The organism is Aquimarina mycalae, assembly GCF_029906345.1.
Classification (GTDB): Bacteria; Bacteroidota; Bacteroidia; order Flavobacteriales; family Flavobacteriaceae; genus Aquimarina.
On record NZ_JARYGY010000007.1, the window covers coordinates 216,874 to 241,609 of the forward strand.

General features: G+C 31.9%; 20 protein-coding genes. 8 read left to right on the forward strand and 12 right to left on the reverse strand.

Annotation, left to right across the window (positions count from 1 at the left end):
• A complete protein-coding gene (locus QBK95_RS17415) occupies positions 1-627 on the forward strand; it encodes a carotenoid biosynthesis protein (RefSeq protein ID WP_280935831.1) in 627 nt (208 codons plus the stop codon).
• Complete coding sequence (locus QBK95_RS17420; protein ID WP_280935832.1) at positions 628-1,770, forward strand: lycopene cyclase family protein; 1,143 nt, start codon at positions 628-630, stop codon at positions 1,768-1,770.
• Between the two features lie 7 nt (positions 1,771-1,777).
• Here QBK95_RS17420 and QBK95_RS17425 read toward each other — a convergent pair whose 3' ends face one another.
• Positions 1,778-2,512, reverse strand: coding sequence for a TerB family tellurite resistance protein (locus QBK95_RS17425; RefSeq protein WP_280935833.1), 735 nt, complete (start codon positions 2,510-2,512; stop codon positions 1,778-1,780).
• Positions 2,513-2,724: 212 nt separating this feature from the next.
• Here QBK95_RS17425 and QBK95_RS17430 point away from each other — a divergent pair, with 212 nt between their 5' ends.
• The 4 genes from QBK95_RS17430 (at position 2,725) to QBK95_RS17445 (ending at position 5,761) form a co-directional block, all read left to right on the forward strand.
• The gene (locus QBK95_RS17430) at positions 2,725-3,135 is read left to right on the forward strand and encodes a BrxA/BrxB family bacilliredoxin (RefSeq protein WP_280935834.1); all 411 of its coding nucleotides are present in this window, start codon (positions 2,725-2,727) and stop codon (positions 3,133-3,135) included.
• Between the two features lie 203 nt (positions 3,136-3,338).
• Positions 3,339-4,082, forward strand: coding sequence for a lysophospholipid acyltransferase family protein (locus QBK95_RS17435; protein ID WP_280935835.1), 744 nt, complete (start codon positions 3,339-3,341; stop codon positions 4,080-4,082).
• Positions 4,083-4,093: 11 nt separating this feature from the next.
• On the forward strand, positions 4,094-5,095 hold the full coding sequence (locus QBK95_RS17440; RefSeq protein ID WP_280935836.1) for an acyl-ACP desaturase: 1,002 nt from the start codon (positions 4,094-4,096) through the stop codon (positions 5,093-5,095).
• 12 nt (positions 5,096-5,107) lie between these two features.
• Entirely contained in the window at positions 5,108-5,761 is a 654-nt protein-coding gene (locus QBK95_RS17445) for an HD domain-containing protein (RefSeq protein ID WP_280935837.1), read from the forward strand.
• Between the two features lie 153 nt (positions 5,762-5,914).
• Here the strand turns inward: QBK95_RS17445 and QBK95_RS17450 are convergent, their stop codons facing one another.
• The 3 genes from QBK95_RS17450 to QBK95_RS17460 form a co-directional block, all read right to left on the reverse strand.
• Entirely contained in the window at positions 5,915-6,295 is a 381-nt protein-coding gene (locus QBK95_RS17450) for a hypothetical protein (protein WP_280935838.1), read from the reverse strand.
• Positions 6,296-6,540: 245 nt separating this feature from the next.
• Positions 6,541-8,292, reverse strand: coding sequence for a tetratricopeptide repeat protein (locus tag QBK95_RS17455; RefSeq protein ID WP_280935839.1), 1,752 nt, complete (start codon positions 8,290-8,292; stop codon positions 6,541-6,543).
• Between the two features lie 50 nt (positions 8,293-8,342).
• Complete coding sequence (locus QBK95_RS17460) at positions 8,343-9,416, reverse strand: PA0069 family radical SAM protein (RefSeq protein WP_280935840.1); 1,074 nt, start codon at positions 9,414-9,416, stop codon at positions 8,343-8,345.
• Positions 9,417-9,564: 148 nt separating this feature from the next.
• Here QBK95_RS17460 and QBK95_RS17465 point away from each other — a divergent pair, with 148 nt between their 5' ends.
• The gene (locus tag QBK95_RS17465) at positions 9,565-10,548 is read left to right on the forward strand and encodes a TIR domain-containing protein (RefSeq protein WP_280935841.1); all 984 of its coding nucleotides are present in this window, start codon (positions 9,565-9,567) and stop codon (positions 10,546-10,548) included.
• Between the two features lie 171 nt (positions 10,549-10,719).
• The gene (locus QBK95_RS17470) at positions 10,720-16,245 is read left to right on the forward strand and encodes an alpha-2-macroglobulin family protein (RefSeq protein WP_280935842.1); all 5,526 of its coding nucleotides are present in this window, start codon (positions 10,720-10,722) and stop codon (positions 16,243-16,245) included.
• A gap of 52 nt (positions 16,246-16,297) precedes the next feature.
• On the opposite strand, the gene QBK95_RS17475 is transcribed toward QBK95_RS17470, so the two are convergent.
• The 8 genes from QBK95_RS17475 to QBK95_RS17510 all read right to left on the reverse strand — a co-directional run bounded on the left by QBK95_RS17475 (position 16,298) and on the right by QBK95_RS17510 (position 24,444).
• Positions 16,298-16,783, reverse strand: a complete 486-nt coding sequence (locus QBK95_RS17475; RefSeq protein ID WP_280935843.1) for a hypothetical protein — start codon at positions 16,781-16,783, stop codon at positions 16,298-16,300.
• A gap of 166 nt (positions 16,784-16,949) precedes the next feature.
• A complete protein-coding gene (locus QBK95_RS17480) occupies positions 16,950-17,390 on the reverse strand; it encodes an SRPBCC family protein (protein ID WP_280935844.1) in 441 nt (146 codons plus the stop codon).
• A 12-nt stretch (positions 17,391-17,402) separates the two neighbouring features.
• Complete coding sequence (locus tag QBK95_RS17485) at positions 17,403-17,726, reverse strand: ArsR/SmtB family transcription factor (protein ID WP_280935845.1); 324 nt, start codon at positions 17,724-17,726, stop codon at positions 17,403-17,405.
• Positions 17,727-17,973: 247 nt separating this feature from the next.
• On the reverse strand, positions 17,974-18,945 hold the full coding sequence (locus QBK95_RS17490; RefSeq protein ID WP_280935846.1) for an NAD(P)H-dependent flavin oxidoreductase: 972 nt from the start codon (positions 18,943-18,945) through the stop codon (positions 17,974-17,976).
• A gap of 130 nt (positions 18,946-19,075) precedes the next feature.
• A complete protein-coding gene (locus tag QBK95_RS17495) occupies positions 19,076-19,432 on the reverse strand; it encodes a bleomycin resistance protein (RefSeq protein ID WP_280935847.1) in 357 nt (118 codons plus the stop codon).
• Positions 19,433-19,722: 290 nt separating this feature from the next.
• Positions 19,723-21,960 (reverse strand): response regulator, encoded by a 2,238-nt coding sequence (locus QBK95_RS17500; RefSeq protein ID WP_280935848.1) that lies wholly within the window; start codon positions 21,958-21,960, stop codon positions 19,723-19,725.
• Positions 21,961-22,231: 271 nt separating this feature from the next.
• Entirely contained in the window at positions 22,232-23,719 is a 1,488-nt protein-coding gene (locus QBK95_RS17505) for a response regulator (RefSeq protein WP_280935849.1), read from the reverse strand.
• 65 nt (positions 23,720-23,784) lie between these two features.
• Positions 23,785-24,444: a tetratricopeptide repeat protein gene (locus QBK95_RS17510; RefSeq protein WP_280935850.1), complete on the reverse strand. Its 660-nt coding sequence runs from the start codon at positions 24,442-24,444 to the stop codon at positions 23,785-23,787.
• Between the last annotated feature and the right edge of the window lie 292 nt (positions 24,445-24,736).

Here is a 24,736-nt window from a genome sequence, read left to right on the forward strand (position 1 = left end):
ATGCGTCCAGAAAGAAAACTACTCATTTCGATTATACTTATCTGGTTATTTAATGTATCAGGGATTATAGGTATTCTTATTGGCTATAAAGATTGGTTCCTAGCATTAACACCACTTAATTTATTAGTGTACCTTGGTTTGATTCTTTGGAATTCTACAAAGCGTAAAAGTTTAATTATTGGCCTGCTAATTCCATTTACTATGGGAATGATTACAGAATATTTGGGTGTAAATTATGGGTTGATTTTTGGACAATATCAATATGGAGATAATTTAGGAACCAAAATGTTAGGGGTTCCATGGATTATAGGAGTTAATTGGGCATTGTTGGTATACTGTACTGGAGCGATTTCGAAAAAAATACATACAAATGTTATTGTCGCTTCTTTTATTGGTGCGATATTAATGGTAGCACTAGATGTTATTATTGAAGTCTCTGCACCAAGATTTGATTTTTGGGAATTTAAGAATGGAGTAGTGCCTTTGCAAAACTATGTTGGGTGGTTTGTAATAGCATTTATTGCGCACCTTTTATTTCAAAAAGTGATTAAAACATTGCAATACATGGTTTCGATTCATATTTTCATAGCAATATTCATATTTTTTACTACATTTTTATTCTTCTAGATGCAGAAATACGATTACATTATTACAGGTACAGGTGCATCAGGTTTAATGTTGGCATATCATATGGTGATGGATTCCTTTTTTAATCAAAAGAAGATATTATTAATTGATAAAGAAATAAAGAATCAGAATGACCGTACTTGGTGTTTTTGGGAAAAGGAAAAAGGAGTTTGGGATTCCATAATTAGTAAAGAATGGAGTCAAGTTTTTTTTGGAAGCCAGCGTTTCTCTCAAGATATAAAGATTACGCCATATCAATATAAGTTAATACGAAGCAAGGACTTTTACAATTTTGTCCATACAGCTGTGCAAGCAAAATCTAATGTTACAATTGTTAGAGAAAGTATTATTGCTATTATTGATGAAGGAAATATTGTAGAAGTTGAAACAGATCAAAGGTTGTATTTGGGGAATAAGGTTTTTAATAGCGTTCTTCTTTCCAATGTATATAAAAACCAACAAAAATATCCAGTATTGAATCAACATTTTATCGGGTGGTTTGTAGAGACAAAAGAACCATTCTTTGATAGTAAAACCGCCACTTTTATGGATTTTACAGTTGATCAAAAGGGAAATACGCGATTTATGTATGTGTTACCAACTTCGGAAAAAGAAGCGTTGTTTGAGTATACATTATTTTCTGAACATCTACTGACAGATCAAGAATATGAAAAAGAGATTGCTAAATATCTGCTAACAAAAGGAATTACTGATTATACCATTACCGAAAAAGAAAAAGGTTGTATACCTATGACTTGTTATGAGTTTAGAAAACACAACTCTGAAAATGTTTTACATATCGGAACTGCTGGCGGTTGGACAAAACCTAGTACTGGTTTTACATTCCATAATACAAAGAAAAAATCCGAAAAACTGATCACATTTCTTAAAAAAAATGACAATCTATTAGAGTTTGGAAAAAGAACTAAGTTTTGGTACTATGATCTATTATTTTTGGATCTTTTATATAAAGAAAATCAAAATGGAGCAGCGTTGTTTTCAAGCTTGTTTAGAAAAAATAAAACCACCAAAATTCTTAAATTTCTGGATGAAGAAACCTCTTTTTTAGAAGACCTTAAAATTATGGCTACTATGCCAGCGATGAAGTTTTTAAGGATGATCTGTCGTCGTGTTTTTAATTAACGAATCATTAATTCATTCCTCTTTCTTTCTGTATTTGTTCATATGCTTTCTGTACCTCTTTAAATTTATCTTCGGCACCTTTAATATGTACTGGATCCATATGCTGAACTTTGTCTGGGTGGTATTTCTTTACCATGGTTCGATATGCTTTTTTTACTTCAGTATCAGTGGCATCTTTTTGGATCTCTAGAATTTTATAGGCGTGATCTCCTGTTTTAAAGAACATGGCTTTGATACTTTCAAAATCACTAAAATTAACACGCATAAAACCAGCCATTTTCTGTATTTCTATAGCTTCGGCTTCACTTACATTTCCATCGGCATTGGCAATTCCAAAAAGAAAATGAAGGATTTGTAATCTAGCTGCATAACGAGTATGCTGCGTAAGAAACATACAAATACGTTGAGATGAGATTTCTCTATTTTTTATAATATCATTAAAAGTCCTGAAAGTAGCATTGGCACGTTCTTTACCATACGCACTTACAAAATATTGACGCACGTAATCCAGTTCGGTTTGATTAACACGACCATCTGCTTTTATTACAATCGAAGAAAGTGATAAGAGGTTTAATTCAAAATCACCTGGACTTACTTGTTTTTCCTGAGTAAATACCTTGGTAAAACCTCCTTTTCCTTTACTTCGTGTGGCATCTAATAAGCTGCCAAGTATAAAACCAAGCATTGCTCCAGGAAATCTAAAGAAAGAATATCCTAATATAGCCGCAATCCATTTAATCATTCTATTGCAATTTTTTAAAGGTGTAAAGATAATCGAATTATCAGACACCATTTCTTTTATATCATATTAGTAAAACAATATTGTGATTTGTTACTAAAAAAGATTTTTCAGTTGGCTTTGGATATGTTTTACGACTACTTGACAGTTCAATAGAAGTGGTACATTATTTGTATCTTTGTATCAAAATTTAAAATAAAAAATAGTTAAGAAATATGTATCCAGCAGATTTAGTAAAACCAATGCGTGAGGACCTAACTAATATAGGTTTTGACGAATTACAAACAGCAGCAGATGTAGAAACAGCTATAGCAAAAGAAGGAACAACATTAGTAGTTGTAAATTCGGTATGTGGTTGTGCAGCTGCTAATGCAAGACCAGGCGCGAAGGCATCTCTTGAGAATGATAAAAAACCAGATAATCTAGTGACAGTTTTTGCTGGAGTAGATCGCGAGGCAACTGATAAAGCACGTGGGTTTATGATTCCTTTTCCTCCTTCATCACCATCGATGGCGCTTTTTAAGAATGGAGAATTAGTTCATATGTTAGAACGTCATCATATAGAAGGAAGACCTGCAGATATGATTGCAGAGAACCTGAAAGATGCCTACAATGAACATTGTTAAGAATCTGTGATTCTTTAAGATATTGTATAAACCGCCTGTAATTATAGGCGGTTTTTGTTTTTATATTATTTGAGCACCAGAATTTGTGTCTTAACTATTTTCGAGATTATAATTTTGTGTGTTAAACAATTGGCTAACTAAAAATAATATCAGACCTTGCACAACAATAACACAAGTCAAAATTATTAATTGCAAGAGAAGTTATGGGGGCATTAAAAAGGATAATTTCATATCCGCTTTCAATAGTTTTCTATTTATTTTTTGGATTAACACTACTGATTTTTCACCCATTTCAGTGGCTGGGTGTTCAATTAGGAGGAGCTAAAGGACATAGAGGAGTTATAAATCTAATGAACCTTTGTTTGCTGCGATGTTTACATGTGTTAGGGGTAAGGATTAGTTTTAAAAATCAATATAAATTGCCACTGGATCGTTCCTTGATTATTGTTTCTAATCATCAAAGTATGTTTGATGTTCCATTGATATCCTGGTATTTGCGTAAACATAAGCCAAAATTTATCTCTAAAATTGAATTAGGAAAAGGAATACCAAGTATTTCTTTTAATTTAAGAAATGGAGGACATGTGTTAATAGATAGGAAAAATGCAAAACAATCTATTCCTGCATTATCAAAATTTGGAAAATACATTGCAGAACATAAATTTTCTGCAGTAATTTATCCCGAAGGAACGAGAAGTAGAACAGGGCAACCTAAACGTTTTGCGCATACTGGATTAAAAATATTGTTCAAGAATGCTCCTGATGCGTTGGTGGTTCCTGTTACAATAAATAATAGTTGGAAATTAGTTCGATTTGGTAATTTTCCTATGGGAATAGGAATACACCTAACTTTAGAAGTACAAGAGCCCGTAGCTGCAGAGAATTTAACAACCGATGAAATACTTGATATTACTGAAAAAAGAGTAATCTCTACAATAAAAAAGTAAATAAAATAGTCATGGCTATAGATAATATAAGATTAGAGGTAATGCAATTATTAGAAAAGAAAATTGAATCTTTTATAGATAAATTTTTGATTCCAATAGACAAGGTATGGCAACCAACTGATTTTTTACCTGATTCACAAAATGAAGACACATTCTTTGATGAGGTAAAAGAGCTAAGAGAATTAGCTAAGGAACTTCCATATGATTTTTGGGTGGTTTTAGTAGGAGATACTATTACCGAAGAAGCACTTCCTACGTATGAATCTTGGTTGATGGATGTAGAAGGAGTAAATCAACATGAAGGTCAAGGTGGAAATGGTTGGTCTAGATGGGTGAGGTATTGGACAAGTGAAGAGAACCGACATGGCGATACCTTAAACAAATATCTGTATTTATCAGGAAGAGTGAATATGATAGAGGTGGAGCGTACTACGCAACATTTAATCAATGATGGTTTTGACATTGGAACCGATAGAGATCCTTATAAGAACTTTATATATACAAGTTTTCAAGAACTTGCTACAAATATTTCTCACAGTAGAGTAGCCAAGTTGGCAAAAGGTTATTCTAATAAATCACTGGCTAAAATGTGTAAGATTATTGCAGGTGATGAAATGCGTCATTATAATGCTTATAGTGAGTTTGTAAAAAATATATTCGAAGTAGATCCTAGCCAAATGATGGTTGCATTTAGTGATATGATGAGGCATAAGATAGTGATGCCAGCAGTTTTTCTAAGAGAATCTGGGAATGCTATTGGTACTGCTTTTGAAGAATTTTCTAATGCAGCACAACGATTAGGAGTATACACTTCTCAGGATTATATTGATATTATGCAACGCTTAATTGATAAATGGGAAATAGATAAATTAGTTGATCTTACCGATGAAGCAGAAAAAGCGCGTGATTTTGTAATGAAATTGCCAGCTAGAATGCAAAGAATAAGTGAACGATTAGTAATTCCAGAACAACCATTTGAGTTTAAATGGGTGCAACCTGCATTGGTTAAATAAAAATTTAAGCGTATGACAAACGATCAGATCATAAGTCAGACGATAGATTTTGTAAAAGACACCCTCAAAGATGCTGAAGGAGGACATGATTGGTTTCATATCTTGCGAGTATATAATAATGCCAAATTAATAGCTAAGGACGAAAATGTGGACCTTTTTATAGTCTCATTAGGTGCGTTACTTCATGATATTGCAGATTCTAAGTTTCATAATGGAGATGAAACGATTGGTCCAGAAATCGCCAGAACCTTTTTAACAGGCTTAAATCTAGAAAAGAAGGTGATCAATCATGTGATACAAATCATAGAAAATATCTCTTTTAAAGGAGGAAATACAGTTCAGAAGTTCACATCACCAGAACTGAATGTAATCCAGGATGCAGATCGTTTAGATGCTATTGGGGCAATTGGAGTAGCTAGGTGTTTTAATTATGGAGGATTTAAGAATCGTGCCTTATATGATCCCCAAATAATGCCTAATTTAACGATGACCAAAGAAGAGTATAAAAATTCTACAGCTCCAACAATTAATCATTTCTACGAGAAATTATTACTTCTTAAAGATAGAATGAATACTGCTACAGGTAAAAGAATTGCCGCTAGTAGGCATCATTTTATGGAAGCATTCCTGGAACAGTTTTATAATGAATGGGAAGGTAGGCTTTGATGAATCGCCTACCTAATATGATGATGTACGTGCTCATTTTTTGATGATGATTGTTCGTTTTTGATTATGCAAAAATGCTGATTACAAATTCTACAATAATTAGAAAGTAACTTAAAATTAGATCGATTAAAAGTTTTGTAAGTGCTATCATGATTAGTAATTTATAGTTCCGTTATTGATTGTTATTAATTTTGAAGAATTTCTTTGTACAAATTCCATAGTAAATCTGTCAATTTCTTTATATCCTTCGACTTTATTGATTAGTAATTGATTTATCCTAGTGGCTTCTTTACTTACGTCAGAATATTTACAGTTTTTTAGTTCATATTCGGCAGTTTCGGTAGAAATTTCATTTCCAGAAACCGCTAACCCTTTTACATACAGAAATTGTTTAATTTGCTCACATTCACAATTTGATTGCAAAACCTTAAGTATCGCATTCGATTTATCTTCTACTTTATTATTAAGGAATAAAGCATAGGTCAAAATCCCAGCGATGATTCCAATAGAAAATAAAATAATTTGCTTTTTCATTAGTAAAGGGTTTGATGCAATGATTGTACTCAATAATTACTTTATCAAAGTACCTTTAAAAAAACAGTAATAACAAGGAAAGGAAACCTATTTTAAAGAAAAAGGGGTTGTATTTATTAATTTAATTATTTGATTACAAGTTGTTTAGTTTAGATTTATTGCTTTTTGTGTAGAAAATGACCTTAAGCCCTATATTTATAAATTTATGGTGATTTTTAGGTGATTTTTTCACAGATGATAGAAGGTTAGCTTTTGGATTTCAGCTTTTTTATGTAGAAGGAAGGAAGTAGTCCAGTATGAATTTTGAAATATTTAGAAAAAGAATCGGCACTTTTATAACCCACTTCTTCTGCTATTGATTTTATGGAATAAGATCTAAATTTTGAATCCTTTTTTAATCTTAGGATGGTGTAATTTATTCTTAAATCATTAATATATGTATTAAAATTTTTACTGAAATGTGAATTGATTACTTTTGATAAGTACGAAGTATTAGTATTGATCTTCTTTGCAACATTATATAGATTACATTCTGTTTTAAGATAGTATTCTTGAGATTCTATTTTTTTTAGACCTAAAAGAATCTGTTCATATAATTCATCACTGATATCTAATTCACTGGATTGTAAATCTAATTTTTTATCCTTAGTATCTATAATTGGCTTTTGTTCCAGGTTTTCGTTAGCTGCAATTGATGACTGATTATTTGCTTCTTGTGTTTCAATTTTTGCTAATAAAGCTTCAAACTTGTTTTTATTGTTCTTTTTGGCTTTTATAAAAAAGAATAAAACCAAAACTAACCCTAGACCAAATGTAGCCATGCCAATTTGAGAATAAATGGATCTGTTTTTTTGCTTCTTTTTTTGGTTTTCAAGACTATCAATTTCACTTTGATAATCATTCATGGTAAATTCTCTAATTTTTCTCGAAGCTGAACTTTTTTTATTATTGAGTTTGCTAAGACTTAAGATATGTTTTTCATAATATTCATTGGATTTCTCTAAATCTCCGTTCATTTTGTAGGATTGACCCAGTAGTTTATAGCAATTACTGAGTTCATCAGAATTCGAATATTTAGTTGTTAGGATTTCTAAAGATTCTTCAAGAACATCAATACTTTCTTCATATTTTTTTAACTCCAATTTACAAGATGCAATTAGATTAAGAATTTTTCCCAGAAAAATAATATCATTTGCACTATAACAAAGTTTTTTTGCTTGATTTAAATAATCGAGGCTTTTTTCATAATCTTTTTTGTTTTTGTAAATGATCCCTCGATGCATTAATAAATCAATATGAATATTATCTATTTTTACTTTTTTGGTAAGCGATAAACCTATATCATTATACTGTAGTGCAGAATCTAATAAGTTTAGTTTTATATACGCTTCGCAAATTCTAGCTTTATTAAGCATAGGCACGTGCTTTGCAAATTCTCCTTCTCCTTTTTCTAAAATTTCATCACTTATTTTAAGTTCTTCTAATGCACTTCTTGGGTCTCCAGAACGAAGTTTTACAAAACCTAGATTAGTTTGTAGTGCCCAAAGAGCATATCGATAATCAATCTCCTTAGCTATCTCTAAAGATTCATAATATGTGCTTGTAGCTTTATCGTATTCTTCTATATCGAAGTAATGATTTCCTTTTAGTTTTATAAGATCAACAATCGTTTTCTTTTCTACTTCATATTGATTGGCAATAGCAAGCGCGCTATCCAAATAAGCTATGGCAAGATCATTATTCCCTCCATTAAGATTGGCCATACTTAGATTCTTTAAGGCTTCAATCATATGAACCGCATCTTCATTATCAAAAGCAGTCTTATATAGGATATTGCTTAATGATATAATTTCATCTACATTACTAGGATCAAGAGCTTCAATTTGGGAACGTATATCCTCTGCGTTTTTGTTAATAAGGATACTATTATCAACCTGAGCAGTAATATTATGTACAAATACAACAGTAAGAAATATAAACAGATGATATAAACGCATAAAGAATGACTAAACCTTTATAGGAGGATTCAAAAATAACCAAAAAACCTTCAAAACAATCGTAATTGATCATCTTTATGGGATTCGTGTAAATCACAGTTTAAATGAATCTTGTTTTCTTTTGGAAAATACTTTTGTCTTGCAATAGCAAACATTTGATGGATTTGATCTGCTATTTTTCCAGAACCTTTCATTCTTCTGCCAAATGTGCTATCATTTAAATTTCCTTGATGGCATTCCATAATTTGATGTAAAATCTTATCTTTTCTATCAGGAATAGTATGCTCTAACCATTTTGTAAATATTTGACCAATTGCTCCGTTTAATCTAACGATAGTGTATCCAATGCTTTTGGCTCCACGCGCTGATACCTCTTTAGAAAGTGACAATATTTCATGACTATTAATAGAAGGAATAATAGGAGCCATCATAACATTTGTTGGGATTCCTATAGTATTTAATTTTTCTAAAGTTTCTAATCGTTTCTTAATACTAGTGGTTCTTGGTTCCAGGATTCTTCTAGTATCTTCATTTAAAGAAGTAATAGATAAAAACACAGATACCAAATTATATTCTGCCAATTTGGAAATAATATCGATATCACGTTGTATCAATGCATTTTTAGTAATGATACCAACTGGGTGACGGTATTTTAAAAATATTTTCAGAAGTTGTCTGGTAATCTTTAGTTTTTTTTCTGCGGGTTGATAACAATCGGTATTTCCAGAAAGAGCGATAGGATAAGCTTTCCAGTGTTTACTTTTTAGTTTCTTTTCTAATAGTAGAGGAGCGTTTTTTTTAACCAGAATTGTACTCTCAAAATCTAATCCAGCACCATATCCCCAATATTCATGGGAATTTCTGGCATAACAATATACACATCCGTGTTCACAACCTTGATATGGATTTAGAGAATATACCATGCCTACATCTGGACTAGTTACCTTGTTTACAATTGTTTTAGGAAAAGTCTCTATAAATGTAGTTTGATGTGAATTAATAGATTCTCCCTCTTTTTGAAGGTAGTTTAGGAAATCATCCCTTAATTCATAGTGATTCGCAGAAAACCGATTGTGTATCTTTTCCTGTGCTCCTCTTCCTTTGATAAATTTTTTCCGTTCCAAAAGTCATGATTTTACGGTTTAAAAGTAAAACTTTTGTTGGAATATTTCCAATAAAAAATGGAATAATTCCAAATAAAGAGAGTAATTTTGTAATAGATCAATTATTTAGAAAGTATTAAGTCAGTTTTAGGTTAAAAAATAGTCAGTGATGAGTGATAGAAGTTATGAATATGATGTGGCTTTATCTTTTGCAGGAGAGAATAGGGCGTATGTAGAGAAGGTAGCGAATAGCTTGCGACTTAAAGGAATTAATGTGTTTTATGATTTATTTGAGGAAGCTAATTTGTGGGGAAAAAATTTATATGAGTATTTGTCAGAGATTTATCAAAATAAAGCAAGGTATACAGTACTTTTTGTATCTAACTTTTACAATAAAAAATTATGGACAAATCATGAGAGAGTTTCGATGCAAGCACGAGCATTTCAGGAGAGCAGAGAGTATATTCTCCCTGCTAGATTTGATGACACAGAAATCCCTGGAATTCTCCAAACAATCGGTTATATAAGTCTGAAAAATAAGACTCCAGAAGAATTAGCCATTCTGATCGAAAATAAGTTGAGAAAGGATCAATCTTTTTTCAGAAATCGATGGTCGAAACTCTCTACTATGATTAGTCCAAAACCATTTATTTTTACAATTAAAGTAGTAGATGAGAAAAAGAAACTAATTAAGCATGCAAAAGTAGTGCTTGTAGCAAATAATTCAACCTATCTAGAAGGGTTTACAGATGAAAATGGATTGGCTCATTTTGTAATTCGTACAAGAAAATTATACACGGTACTTATTGCACATCAAGAGTATCCAGCAGTGGTTTTTAATAATATAAACCCTAAAGAAGATATTGAAGTTATTATTGAAAAATCCAATAGCTCTGGATCTGTTATTATCAATAAATCAGGTCAAATCCCTGGAATCTCAGGAAAAATAGAACCAGTATTAAATACTGAAAAAGGATTATCTCTGTATGCTGATAATATTGCAATCGAAGGAGGAAAGAATCAACCATTTGATTTTAAATTAAATACATCGGTTTCTCTAGAAGATAATAAGGGTAATGTGATACAGTTGACATTCCGATTTTTTCAAGGTAGAATCGCACTAATCGATTTTTACAAAAACAAACCGTTTTAAAATTATAAGCAATATGATTCGTATAGCGTAGTAGGTGTATAACAGTATGCGAAGGTGTTTTTTTGTTTCAGAATGATATTTATCCATAAAAATTGAAAATTCACTATTTTCAGGGGACAACTACGCCTAAAAATATCTTACATTTATAAAGTCAACTAAAATTCCATCAATATGCGAGTATCACGTATCCTGTATCTCTTTTTGTTTTCTACAATTTTGTTTTCCTGTAAAAAGAAAGATGCCAGAGAAATGGCAGAAGAAAATGCTTCAGAGCTTAATAAGTATCAAGAGTATATTTCGGATGTATCTACAGGTGTAATTTCGGTATTGGATAATGTGTATGTTGTGTTACAAACACCAGTAGAAGGTTGGGATGATAATCAAGAGTTATCGGATAAAGTACTTTCTGTTTCGCCAAAGGTAAAAGGAAAAGTGATTGCAATTAACAATCGTACTATTTCATTTCAACCAGAAGAAGGTTTTGAACAAAATACAGAATATACGTTTACATTAGATCTAGAAGATATTGTAGAAGATTTAAAAGATGAACTGGATGAGGAGTTTGTTTTTAGTGTAAAAACGCTAAAACAACAATTTTCGGTACTTACAGATAATCTTCAGTCATATAGTAAGGATTGGCAATATATAAATGGAACAATTACGGCAAGTGACCAATTGAGTTTTGATACAGCAAAACAGTTAATTACTGCTACTCAAAAAGGTAAAGAGGTTTCAGTTAATTTTGGAGAATCCACTACAAAAGGCCGTCAGTTTAGTTTTAGAATTGATAGCATTCAACGTTTTGAAGATGATTCTGAAGTAGAAGTTAAGTGGTCAGGAAAATCCTTTAATATTGATACAGAAGGAAATAATGTTTTAAATATTCCAGGAAAGAATAACTTTTCTGTGATAAGTGTATCGGTTTCTAATTTTGATGGACAATATGTGGAAATTAATTTCTCTGATCCGCTGAAAAAAAATCAAAATTTTGATGGACTTGTTACCATTGCTGGAGCCAAAAATTTAAAATATACAGTAAAAGGGCAAGATCTAAAGGTGTATCCTAAAAAAGAATTAAAAGGAACATTAGAGGTAACTGTCTTTGAAGGAATCAAAAGCGTTGACAATTATAAGCTAAAAAGTACTTATTCAGAAAATGTATCGTTCCAGCAACCGAAACCAGACGTGAGATTATTGCAGAGTGGAGTGATTCTTCCAACTTCAGAAAATTTAAAATTTAATTTTGAGGCAGTAAACTTAAGAGCAGTAGAAGTGCAGGTTGTAAAGGTGTTCGAGAATAATATCCTTCAGTTTTTACAAAATAATAATCTGGATGGATCCAGTAATCTTAGAAGTGTTGCAAGGCCAGTTGCTAAAAAATTAATAAACCTTCAAGAAAATGCATCATTAAACCTAAGTAAATGGAATGCATTCGCAATAGATTTAAAAGAACTGATTACACCAGAGCAAGGAGCAATTTATCGAGTAGAATTAAAGTATCGAAAAGCGTATTCTCTTTATAAATGTGATGGAGTAGCTACAGATGATACAAGTATTGATGAATTGACAGAAAACTATGATACAGAGGAAGAATCAAGTTTTTGGGATAGTTCTCAGTATTACTATGATGATTATTATGATTATGACTGGAACGAGAGAGATAATCCTTGCAGCAATTCATTTTTTAGAAATAAAAAATTGGCAGCTAATATTTTAGCATCTAATCTGGGTGTAGTTGTTAAAAAAGGATTGAATAATTCTTATATGGTTACTGTAAACGATATTATAACTACAGAACCGATGAGTAATGTAAAAGTTACCTTCTATAATTATCAACAACAGGAAATGGGTATCGCCACAACAGATGCTCAGGGAATGACTGGGTTTGATGCTGATCGTCCTGCGTATTTTGCAATAGCCACTTCGGGTAAACAACGTACATATGTAAAACTAAACGATGGAAATGCATTGTCTGTTAGTAAATTTGATGTCTCTGGAGTGCGCTTACAAAAAGGAATTAAAGGGTTTATTTATGGAGAACGTGGAGTGTGGCGTCCTGGCGATACTTTGTTTTTGTCATTTATGCTAAATGATAATGCTAATAAATTGCCTAAAGGCCATCCTGTAAAATTTGAATTAAAAGATCCATATGGAAAGATAGTAGACCAGAAAACAGCAACAGATGGAGTAGGTAATGTGTATAAATTTATGGTAGAAACTTCTGATGAAGCACCTACTGGAAATTGGCAAGCAAAAGTACAAGTTGGAGGAGCTAGTTTTTCTAAATTGTTAAAAATAGAAACCATTAAGCCTAATCGTCTCAAAATCAAAACAAATTTTGAAGATGAAGTTTTAGGGGCAAACAAAAGTATTACAGGAGATCTGGAAGTGCTCTGGTTACACGGAGCTATTGCTAAGGGACTTCAAACTGATATTAATGTTCGTTTTAATGCAAAGAAAACAACATTTAAAACCTTTCCTGGGTATATTTTTGATGATCCATCAAGAAGATTTGGTGTTGATGAACAAGAAGTATTTAATGGAAAACTCTCGGGAGATGGAAAGGTTAGTTTTTCTATGCAACCAAAACTAAAAACCAAGGCAGCAGGAATGTTGAGAGCCTCGTTTATTACCAAAGTGTATGAAAATGGAGGTGATTTTAGTACTGATGTGATTTCTAAAGACTTTTCACCATATAAAACTTATATCGGTTTAAATACCCCAAAAGGAGACAAAGCACGTGGAATGCTTTTAACCGATACTGAACATAATTTTGAAGTGGTTTCTGTTGATGAAAATGGAAAACCAAAAGCAGCAAAAGATCTCGAAGTATATGTGTATAAGGTAAACTGGAGATGGTGGTGGGATACTTCAGATGATAATTTATCATCGTATAATCGTAGTTCTTATCGTCGCGAAATTTTTAAAACCAAAGTAAGTACGAATAATAGTGGTACAGCAAACTTTAAGTTCGAAATCAAACATCCAGAATGGGGAAGATACCTTGTACGTGTTGTAGATCCTAATGGAGGACATGCAACTGGTAAAACTATATATGTAGATTGGCCAGGTTGGGCTGGAAGAGCCAATAAAAATGATCCTTCTGCCGCTACAATGTTGTTGTTTTCAGCAGATAAAAACACCTATGATGTAGGAGAAACCGCTACAGTTACTTTTCCATCCAGTGAAGGCGGGAGAGCACTGATTACAGTAGAAAATGGTACAGAAGTATTGTCATCTTTATGGGTCACACCAAAAAAAGGAGAAACTAAGTTTGAATTACCAATAGAAGAATTATATACACCAAATGTATATATCCATATTACATTGTTGCAACCACATGCATCTACAGCTAATGATTTACCTATCCGATTGTATGGTGTGATTCCTATTTCTGTAGAGAATCCAGCTACTAGGATTACTCCTGTTGTTAAGATGCCAGATGTGTTGCGCCCAGAAGAAACTATTGATGTCAAAATTAGTGAAACCAATGGGAAAGCTATGACCTATTCTATCGCTATAGTTGATGAAGGATTATTAGATCTTACGCGATTTAAAACACCAAATCCTTGGAGTACTTTTTATGCAAGAGAGGCTTTGGGAGTAAAAACCTGGGACGTTTATGATGATGTAATCGGCGCATATGGAGGAAGTATAAATCAAATCTTTAGTATTGGTGGTGATGCAGAAGCGGGAGGAAGCAAATCCAAAAAAGCAAATAGATTTAAACCAATGGTGGTTTACAAAGGACCTTTTGAGCTGAAAAATGGAGAAACAAAATCTCATAAAATTAAAATACCAAAATATATAGGGTCTGTTCGTACGATGATCGTAGCTTCTGATGCATCAAATGCAGCGTACGGAAGTACTGATAAAACAACTCCTGTAAGAAAACCATTAATGGTATTGACTTCAATTCCTCGAAAAATAACTCCTGGCGAAAAAGTAACAATTCCAGTAACTGTTTTTGCCATGGAAAATAAAGTAAAGGATGTAAATGTAACTTTAAAACCAAATAAAGGATTTACAGTAGTAGGAGAAGCTAGTAAACGTATTTCATTCTCACAACCAGATGAACAAATGGTGTATTTTGATATTGAAGTGTTAGAGGGCGCATCAATTACAGATATTGAAGTGGTTGCCAGTGGTAATGGTGAGAAAGCATCTTATAGTGTTCCTATTGATATTATGAATCCGAATCCAATGACTACAGAGGTTACTTCTATAGTATTGGAGCCTAATAGTGCGCAAGAGGTGGATTTTGCTTCTTTTGGAGTTGAAGGCAGCAATAGTACAATAATAGAATTGTCCTCATTACCTCCAATGAATTTTGAAGGAAGATTAAAATATTTAATCAGATACCCTCACGGTTGTGTAGAGCAGACAACTTCGGGAGCTTTTCCTCAATTATATTTAGGAGATGTATTTGAGCTGTCTTCAGAAAAGAAAAAGAAAATTCAGCGTCATATGGAAGCTGCAATTTATAGATTAAAAAGCTTTATACAACCTAATGGAGGGATGTCTTATTGGCCAGGATATAGTGGTGCTAATGATTGGGGAACTACTTATGCAGGACATTATTTGTTAGAGGCAAATAAGCAAGGCTATGTATTACCGATTGGTTTTAAAAGCAATTGGATTAATTATCAGCAGCAACAAGCAAAAAGATGGAGAAGCAATGGTAGTGATCTGGCACAAGCTTATAGATTGTATACATTAGCATTAGCTGGTAGCCCTGATTTATCTTCAATGAATCGACTACGAGAAACATCAAACCTTTCTAATGATGCTAAATTAAGACTGTCAGCCGCTTATGGGCTTGTAGGGCAAAAAAGTGCTGCAGAAAAATTATTGAATAGCGCAAATATTGATTTTCAGCCAAGAAAAAACTATTACTATACATATGGATCTACCAATAGAAACAGAGCGATGGCACTTGAAACGTTAGTGTTATTAGATCAAAAAGTAAAAGCTCAGAAAATAGCAGTAGAACTAGCCAAAGAGTTATCTTCAAAAAAATGGATGAGTACACAAACAACTTCTTATGCATTGATGGCCATGGCAAAATATGCTGCGTATGTTGGAGGAAAAGGAGTAGATGTGCAGTATACCTTAAACGGAAAATCAGTACAGGCAAATTCAAACAAAACGTTGGCTACATCTGGAGAGTTGTCTATTGTTAAAAACAATAAGCTAATCCTGAAAAACAATAAGGATAACACCATTTTTGTGCAGCTTGCAACTAGCGGAATCTTACCTGTTGGTAGTGAGAAAGTGATTCAAAGTAATTTTAAAGCAATTGTAGATTATAAAAATAGAGAAGGCAGAATTATTGATATTACCAAACTATCACAAGGAACTGATTTTGTTGCCGAGGTAACTATTACTAATACATCTGGAAATAAAGTAAAAGATATTGCTTTGACAGAGATTTTTCCATCAGGATGGGAAGTAGTCAATACTCGTTTTACCGATTTTGGGTCATTTAGAGCTAATAAAGTAACCTATACAGACATACGAGATGATCGAGTGAATTTCTATTTTGATTTAAAACCGAAAGAAAGTAAAACTGTTACCTTGTTGCTCAATGCTTCTTATTTAGGGAAATATTATTTACCAGGCATTCAATGCGAAGCAATGTATGATAATGACTATCTGGTAAGAACTAAAGGGAAATGGATTGAAGTAGTTAAATAGAGTAGAGGAGCGTACAGAAATATTATTGATCTGGTTTTTATCTTATTTAAGTTTAAAACACATCATTAGTATACCCAATTGTATTACCAACTTTTTGAATAAATTTTTTATTGTCTGGAGTTATACCGTGAATGGTATAAATATTTTCATTCTTGGCATTAAATAACCTCAAAACTCGAAACATACCATGGTACTTAGTTTTTGTTATTTCTGACCAGGTATAACTAGAAGTCTTCCCTCTTTTAATAACTGTAACGCAATGTTCATTATATAGTACCTGCGCGGTTTTATATCGTAGTACTTGTAAGCCTAAATAAGAACTATATCCTGTAAAAAAGGTAATGACCAGAATACCACCAATAGATAAAAATCCTTCTGTTTTTACTAGTGTGATAATCCAGATGATGGATAGAATAGTTAGACAACAAAAAATAAACACTGCGGTATAAGTAAGAATTTGATATAATAAGGGATTCTGTATAGTATATTCTTTAGCTTCTTGTTCGCGAATTTGTTTTTCAGTATCCTTTATTTCCATTTCATTTTTTGTTCTATTAGTGATAATGATCTTTGCATTTAGTAGTACTGTAACACTAAGTTAGCAAAAAGAAAGACGAGTGTGAGATTTACTTGAATTTCCTTAAAACTTATTAGGAGATTTTGCAATGAGATATGCTTCAAAAAGATAGGTTGGTTATTTTTTACTACCAATTACGAAGTGCTTTACCATTTTCGAGATATTCCTTCAAGGACTCATGAATTAGATATTTCCATCCACCCATGAAATTGTCTCTCATAAAGTCTGGGTTTGTAAATGTTTCGAGTCCTTCATGGATTAGTTTAACACTGGTTTTTTTACCAACAGATGATAATTCAAATGTAACAAAAGAAATGCCTGTATATCCTTCATATGTCCATGAGTACTTTAGTTTTTTATAAGGAATTACTTCTAAAACTTCGCATAGATGTACATAGCGTTTATTTTCTTCGCCACCTTCAAAATGGAACTTGCAGCCTACCTCTGGTTTGAAATCAGAAATATCAAAATACCATTTTTTCATTAACTCCTTTTCGGTAATTGCCCGCCAAACAAGTGCTAATGGAGCATTAAATTCTTGTTCTATTATTAATGGTTTATTATCCATGTTAATTGTGTTTTATTGTCTCTTTGTAGATTGTAAATCGTTCAATAACTTGTCAAGCTGATTGAATTTTCCAGCCCACATCTTTCTGAAAGGTTCTAACCAATCAGCAATTTCTGCAAGTTTTTGAACTTCAAGATTGCAATGACGCTCTCGACCTTCTTTTTTTATAGTGATAACACCACATTCTTGTAGATATTTAATATGTAATGATACTGCTTGTCTAGTCATGTCAAACTTGTCTGCCAAAGTATTGACATTCTGTGATTCGCTGGTCAAGGATATTAGTATACTCCTTCTGGTAGGATCTGCGATAGCATTAAATACATCTCTTTTCATAAATTTATTTAATAAGCAAGTGATTGCTTGCAAATATAAACGAAAGCAATCACTTGCGCAATTTTTTTTAGCAAATAATAACCTTTAGAAGATAGGGTGTAAAGTGTAACCAGCGATTCTATGTTTAAACTGGCCTCATATAAGCATAATAAAGGATCTATGTACTAATCGTTTGATAATAGAACGATTTCATTGTATTCGTCTCACCTTATCCTTTATTATGTTTATATCTTATATGTTATTTATATCAAATTAAATCATTCAATCTTTTGGTAATAAGGCTGTGCGATTCTGTCATTATACGATCAATTAACTCTTTACAGGTTGGTATATCATGAATCAATCCTACAACCATTCCACATGACCATGCTCCAACTTCCATATCCCCTTCCATCATAATTTTAGGATATACGCCGGCAACTTCCTCAATTATATCCGAGAATTGAATGTTTTTCCCAAGCTTTTGTTCTTTTTCTAATAAACGTTGTACTGCTGCATTGTTCATTACACGTTCTGTATTTCTTAGAGGTCGCATAACCAAACGAGTATCTAATTCTGTAGCATCTAGGATGGCTTGTTTTACATTTTCATGGATAGGTGCTTCTTGTGTAGCCATAAAACGGGTTCCCATATTGATACCTTCCGCACCCATTGCTAATGATGCTACCAAAGAGCGAGCATCTGCCATTCCACCTGAAGCTAAAAATGGAATTTCAAGTTCTTCATGAGCTCGTGGTAACAATATCATGTTCGGGATATCATCTTCACCTGGATGGCCACCACACTCGAAACCATCAACGGACACAGCATCACAACCAATAGATTGTGCTTTTAATGCATGTCTTACTGAAGTACATTTATGAATGACTTTAATTCCTGCGTCTTTAAGGTATGGTAACACCTCTTGCGGATTACGTCCTGCAGTTTCCACAACTTTTACGCCTCCTTCTATAATCGCCTTGACATATCCTGGATAATCTGGAGCATTGACTGTGGGTAAAAAAGTTAGATTTACAGCAAAAGGTTTGTCAGTCAAATCTTTACATCTTGCGATTTCATTTGCTAAATCAGCTGGTTTTTTTTGAGTCAAGCCTGTAATTGTTCCAATACCACCTGCATTAGAAACAGCTGCAGCTAATTCAGCAAAGCCTACATAGTGCATTCCTCCTTGCATAATTGGATGTTCAATACCAAATAGTTCAGTAATCTTAGTCTTCATTATATTGTTTTTATAGTCAAATTAGTTAATTGTTTTTCTTGTTATAAAGGTTACTTCAATAATGTTGATGGGTTTTTTAAATACATACAATGATTTAAAGGTATTACTCATTGTTGAAGGTTTATTTTTCTTAAATATTCTGTCCAAATGTCAATAAATTATTATCGGGATCAAGTACAGAGAATTCCTTTTGTCCCCAAGGTTTGATTTCCAATGGTCCATTAGGATGAATATTCGTTTGTTTTTCCAGCAAAAGTTTATACAACTTATCAATATTGTCAGTTCTGATATAAACCTGACCGTAATTCTCTTTTGGGTCAAGCTCTTTAAATTCAAAGAAATGAATTTGAATTTGGTCACACTGCATCATCAAATAACCATCATAGTCAACACCTCCAAATTCTTTGAAGCCTAATTGATTTGAATAAAATTCGCGCGTTACCTTTTTATCACGCATTGGTAATTTAGGATTAATATCTGTAAGCATTGCATTCTCTTATTTTAAATTCACATTAAAACCCATGTTAATTTTGATTTCACGTAGGGATTCTTAAATGATCACTGTTGATTAATATAAGAAACGTGTAGTAGTGAATAAGCTATACGTTTCTGGTTGGTATTAAATCAAATATAAATGTTTTGCTTTTATCATTTTCAAATCAATGACTAAAAATTCCCAATGTGACAAAATGCTGTACATATTTCTGTAGGGAAGAAAATTCGTGTAGATCAGAACAGTCTAGAGGACAAATTAATTTAACGATGGAGGCATAGCAATTAACCCTTAGTCTCAGAGTTGTTAATGATTAAATTTTTATCAATAGCCTCTCGCAAATCCTTTTTATTTAAAGGTTTATTAATAAGGTCATTCATTCCTGCTTTTGTACATTCATCTCCTACTTCACTTAATTCTGAAGCAGTCAATGCAATAATCGGAGTAGTTTTATCAAATTCCCGAATTTTTAAGGTAGCCTGCATACCATCCATTACAGGCATGTTAATATCCATAAGTACCAAATCAAAAGTTTCTTTCTTCAAAATTTGGACGGCTTCTAATCCATTTTCTACTATCGTACAAATACACCCAATATTTTTTAACAAGTTTTTGGTTACTAATTGATTGACTTTATTGTCTTCTGCAACTAATATTTTTGCAGATACATTTTCTGTGATGATCGTATTTTCTAACCCGTTTTCTAAATCATTTAGGCTTTCTGAGATCTCCAGATCTAAATCAAAATAGAATATAGATCCAACCCCTTTTTTACTTTCGAAATTAATCTGACTTCCCATTACCTGAACCAAGTTTTTGACAATAGAAAGTCCTAAACCTGTTCCTTGCTTATTATCGTAGACACTACCGATTTGTGAAAACTCTTCAAAAATGTATTCTTTTTGATCTTCTGGTACTCCCATACCTGTATCTTCTACCTCGAATCGAATTCGAACGATTTTAGAATCATTATCTAATAATTTGATTCGAAGCCAAATTCTTCCTTTATCAGTAAATTTAATGGCGTTCCCAATTAAGTTGATTAAAACTTCGGAGACCCTTAATGCATCTACATTAAGTAGTTTAGGGATACTATGATTATGCTTTAGGATTAATGTGTTTTCTTTTTTTTGTGACTGATAATCAAAAGATTGTAAGATATTCTGTGATAAGGAAAATATATCTGTGGGTGTTTTGATAAGTTCCTTTTCTTCAGAATCAATTTTACTTACTTTGAGCACCTTATTTACTAAATCAAGAAGGTAATCTGCAGAAAATTTCAAAGAATTGAGTAATTTTTTGTCTTTTTCAGATTTCTTGTCATTTTCTAATAAAATTGAAGAGATTCCAACCACGCCATATAAAGGAGTCCTAAGTTCATAACTTATGGTAGAGATAAATTGTGACTTGATCTTACTTAATTTTTCTGCTTTTTGATTAGCTTCTGATAGCTCGCTATTTTTTAATTCTAAAGTTTCGCTAATTCTTTTTTTGGATTTATATGCTTTGTAATACAGGACAACTAGAATCATCAACAGAATAAGACCAGAGAGGGTAATGTAAATGATTTTTTTATTCTTTTTATCAATGTTTTGATAAAGCTGATTTTCTCTTTTATTGGCCTCAAATTTTGCCTCATATTCGTTTAGCTTAAATCTAGATTTAGCCATTTCCTCAAGCTTGGATTTAGTAAAATCATAGACTTTGCGCTCATTTTCTATTAAACTGTTCTTATCAGCTAATGCTAAAGGATAATTTTTAATTCTTTCATACATTTCAGATCTGTATTCATAAAAATAACTTTTCCCTTTGACCCAAGAACTTTGTTTATCAAGTTGTTTTAGTGCTTTTTCAAAGTATGCTTCAGCGCTATCGATAGCCACATAATGTGCATAATTTCGTGCCTTTAACAGATAATAAGAGGACTTATTCCCTTCTGACCCAGTAGGTGAAAAAATCAAACTGTCAATTTCTTTTAGATATGGAGCAGTGTTATCAAACTCATTGAGATCCATATATGTCCAAGTCAAATTAATAATGAGAGTTTCATAACTGGTCATATTAACTTCTTCAGGTTTTTTTTCAATTTTATTTTTGAAGATACTTACAGACTCTTTATAATATGTTAAGGCTCCTTTATAATCTTTTTTGTCATCGTAATAGACATTGGCTAAGTTGTTTAGAATCCTAGGGATTAATGTTTCGTTTTCGGACTTTTTTGAATATTCTAATGCTCTATTAAGATTTTCTTTTGCCGTTTTATAATCAATTATTTCATAATGAATATTACCTATTAAAAAGTAACACATAGATAAATAGTAAGGATCTTCTAATTTATGAGCTCCTTTTGCTGCCTCAACTGCATGTTCTAACGCTAAATACATGTTCCCATTCCTAGATGCTTTTTGGGATTTTATTATCAAATCATCCACTTGATTATATTTCTTAATAGAAATAGAATCCTGACCAAAGACTGATAAAGAAGCAATGAAGAAAACAATAATATGTTTAAATTTTTTCAATATAAAAACAGGTTTTATTAATACGCTACATTAAATAAGGTTATACAATACGAGATTCTTTATTATGAGCACCTAACCTTACTAATAATTTGAGTGAAAACGGTATTAATTGTTTTTAAGCGTGATATAATGTAATAAAATTATAGGTTTTTTTCATTATAATTGACAATAAAACTAACGGTTATTAGCGCTGCAAGAATATAAAAATGGGGATATTATACCTTTTTATATTGTAATTTAGAGTATTAATTACTTTGGTAAATTTCAATTACTACATATTTCTAGAGTTGTTAATGATTAAGTTTTTATGGATAGCGTATCGCAGATCCTTTTTGTTTAGGGGCTTATTAATTAGGTCATTCATTCCAGCTTTTGTGCATTCTTGAGAAACTTCGCTTAACTCTGAGGCTGTTAAGGCAATGATAGGAGTAGTTTTGTCAAACTCTCGAATTTTTAAAGTAGCCTGCATTCCATCCATAACAGGCATATTAATATCCATAAGAACCAAATTGAATTTCTGATGTTTTAATATTTCAACGGCTTCGAATCCGTTTTCTACAATTGTACAGTCACAACCAATGTTTTTGAGTAAGTTTTTAGTTACCAATTGATTTACTTTATTGTCTTCTGCTACCAAAATTTTTGCCACGAGATCATCAGTATTCTCAATACCTTCGGTATCGCTTTCCATACCTTGTGTACTATCAGTTATTTCCAGATCCAAATCGAAATAGAACTTAGATCCAACATCTTTTTTACTTTCGAAATGGATGTGACTATCCATCACCTGAATCAAATTTTTCACAATAGAAAGCCCCAATCCTGTTCCTTGTTTATTGTCATACACGCTACCTATTTGCGAAAACTCTTCAAAAATATACTCTTTCTGATCTTCTGGTACTCCCATACCAGTATCTTCAACTTCATATCTAATTTTAACAGTTTTGACATCTCTAGATAATAATTTGATCCGAAGCCAAATGGATCCTTGGTCTGTAAATTTATTAGCGTTCCCAATTAGATTAATCAAAATTTCGGATAACCGTAATGCATCTACATTAAGTAATTTTGGGATATTGTCCTGATAATCTAGAGTTAATTGGTTCTCCTTTTTTTTCGATTGATGCTCAAAAGACTGTAAAATGTTTTGAGATAAAGAAAATAAATCTGTAGGAGCTTTGATTAATTCCTTTTCTTCAGAATCAATTTTACTTATTTTCAGTACTTTATTAACTAAATCAAGTAAGTAGTCTGCAGAAAATTTAAGTGAATTAAGAAGTTTTTTGTCTTTATCAGACTTAGGATCATTTTCTAACAGAATTGAAGAAATTCCAACAACACCGTATAAAGGAGTTCTGAGTTCATGACTAATAGTAGAGATAAATTGTGATTTGATCTTGCTTAGTTTTTCCGCCTGAGATTTAGCTTCGAATAACTCTGAATTTTTTAGCTCGAGAATTTTACTAACCTTCTTTTTGGATCGATATCCTCTATAATAAAAGAACACAACGACAACCAAAAGTATAAGACTGACAAACGATATAAAAATGATTCTTTTATTGTTTTTATCAATATCTAACAATAGTGCTTTTTCTCTTTTGGCTACTTCTAGTTCTTGCTCATATTGATCTACCCTAAATCTGATTTTGGTTACTTCTTCTTTTTTGTCTCGAGCATTCTCATAAAATTTACGTTCATTTTCTTGAAATTTTTTTAGATCAGCAATAACTTTTGGATAGTCTTGTATGTTTTCATACATCTGTGATCTATATTGATAAAAATAGCTTATTCCTTTTAGCCAAAATTCAGGCCCTTCAAGTAGTTCTAGAGATTTGTTAAAATATTCTTCTGCAAGTTCAATTTCACCATCACGTGTATGGTAACGTGCTTTTGTAGGTATAAAGAACTCCTGTCAACATGAGTAATGTTAATGAGATTGTCAATACTATCTGCTTCCTTTAGATATGGAATAGCATTATCATATTGATCGAGATCTAAATAGGTCCAAATTAGGTTGTGTAGTAGGATTTGATAATTATTACTAGGACTATTATATTTTTGTAATTCTACAGCTTTCTTGTAATAAAACAACGCGTTTTTATAATCATTGTTATCATAATAATATAAACTTCCCAAGCTATTTAAAATCAAAGGCATTAATTTTTTATCCTTGGTTTTTTCTGAATATTCTAATGATTTTAATAGGTGTTTTTTTGCATTTTCATAGTCAATAATTTCATATTGAATACTTCCCATTAACAAATACGCTTGAGATAAGTAATGGTAATTTTCCAACTTATGGGCATAATTGACTGCGTCAAATGCATAATCTAAGGATTGATATAAATCATTTTCGAAACGTAAACTATCAGCTATTTTGATTAATACCTCTAAACTATCATTTTTTTTAAAAGAAGGTTCACTCTGCGAAAATACAGATAGAGAAATAACAAACAATAATATGGATACCGTAAACTTTTTCAATACAAAACAATTTATTAGTAAAAATGAACACACTATATCAGATTGTTTGCGATAGTACTTTGATTACATTTTTACAATTTAAGCCCTTGTATTTCTAATAGATTTGTGGATAGAATAATGGTTAATTATACTTAAGAGTCACATAATTTAATAAAATTCTGGGGTTTATACGTTATGATATAGAATAAAACTAACGATTACAATATGTATAGTGTTATGATAACGGGGAAATTTACTTATTATTAGAATTCGAATTGAATATAAAATAGAATCACATAATTTATGTTTTAAT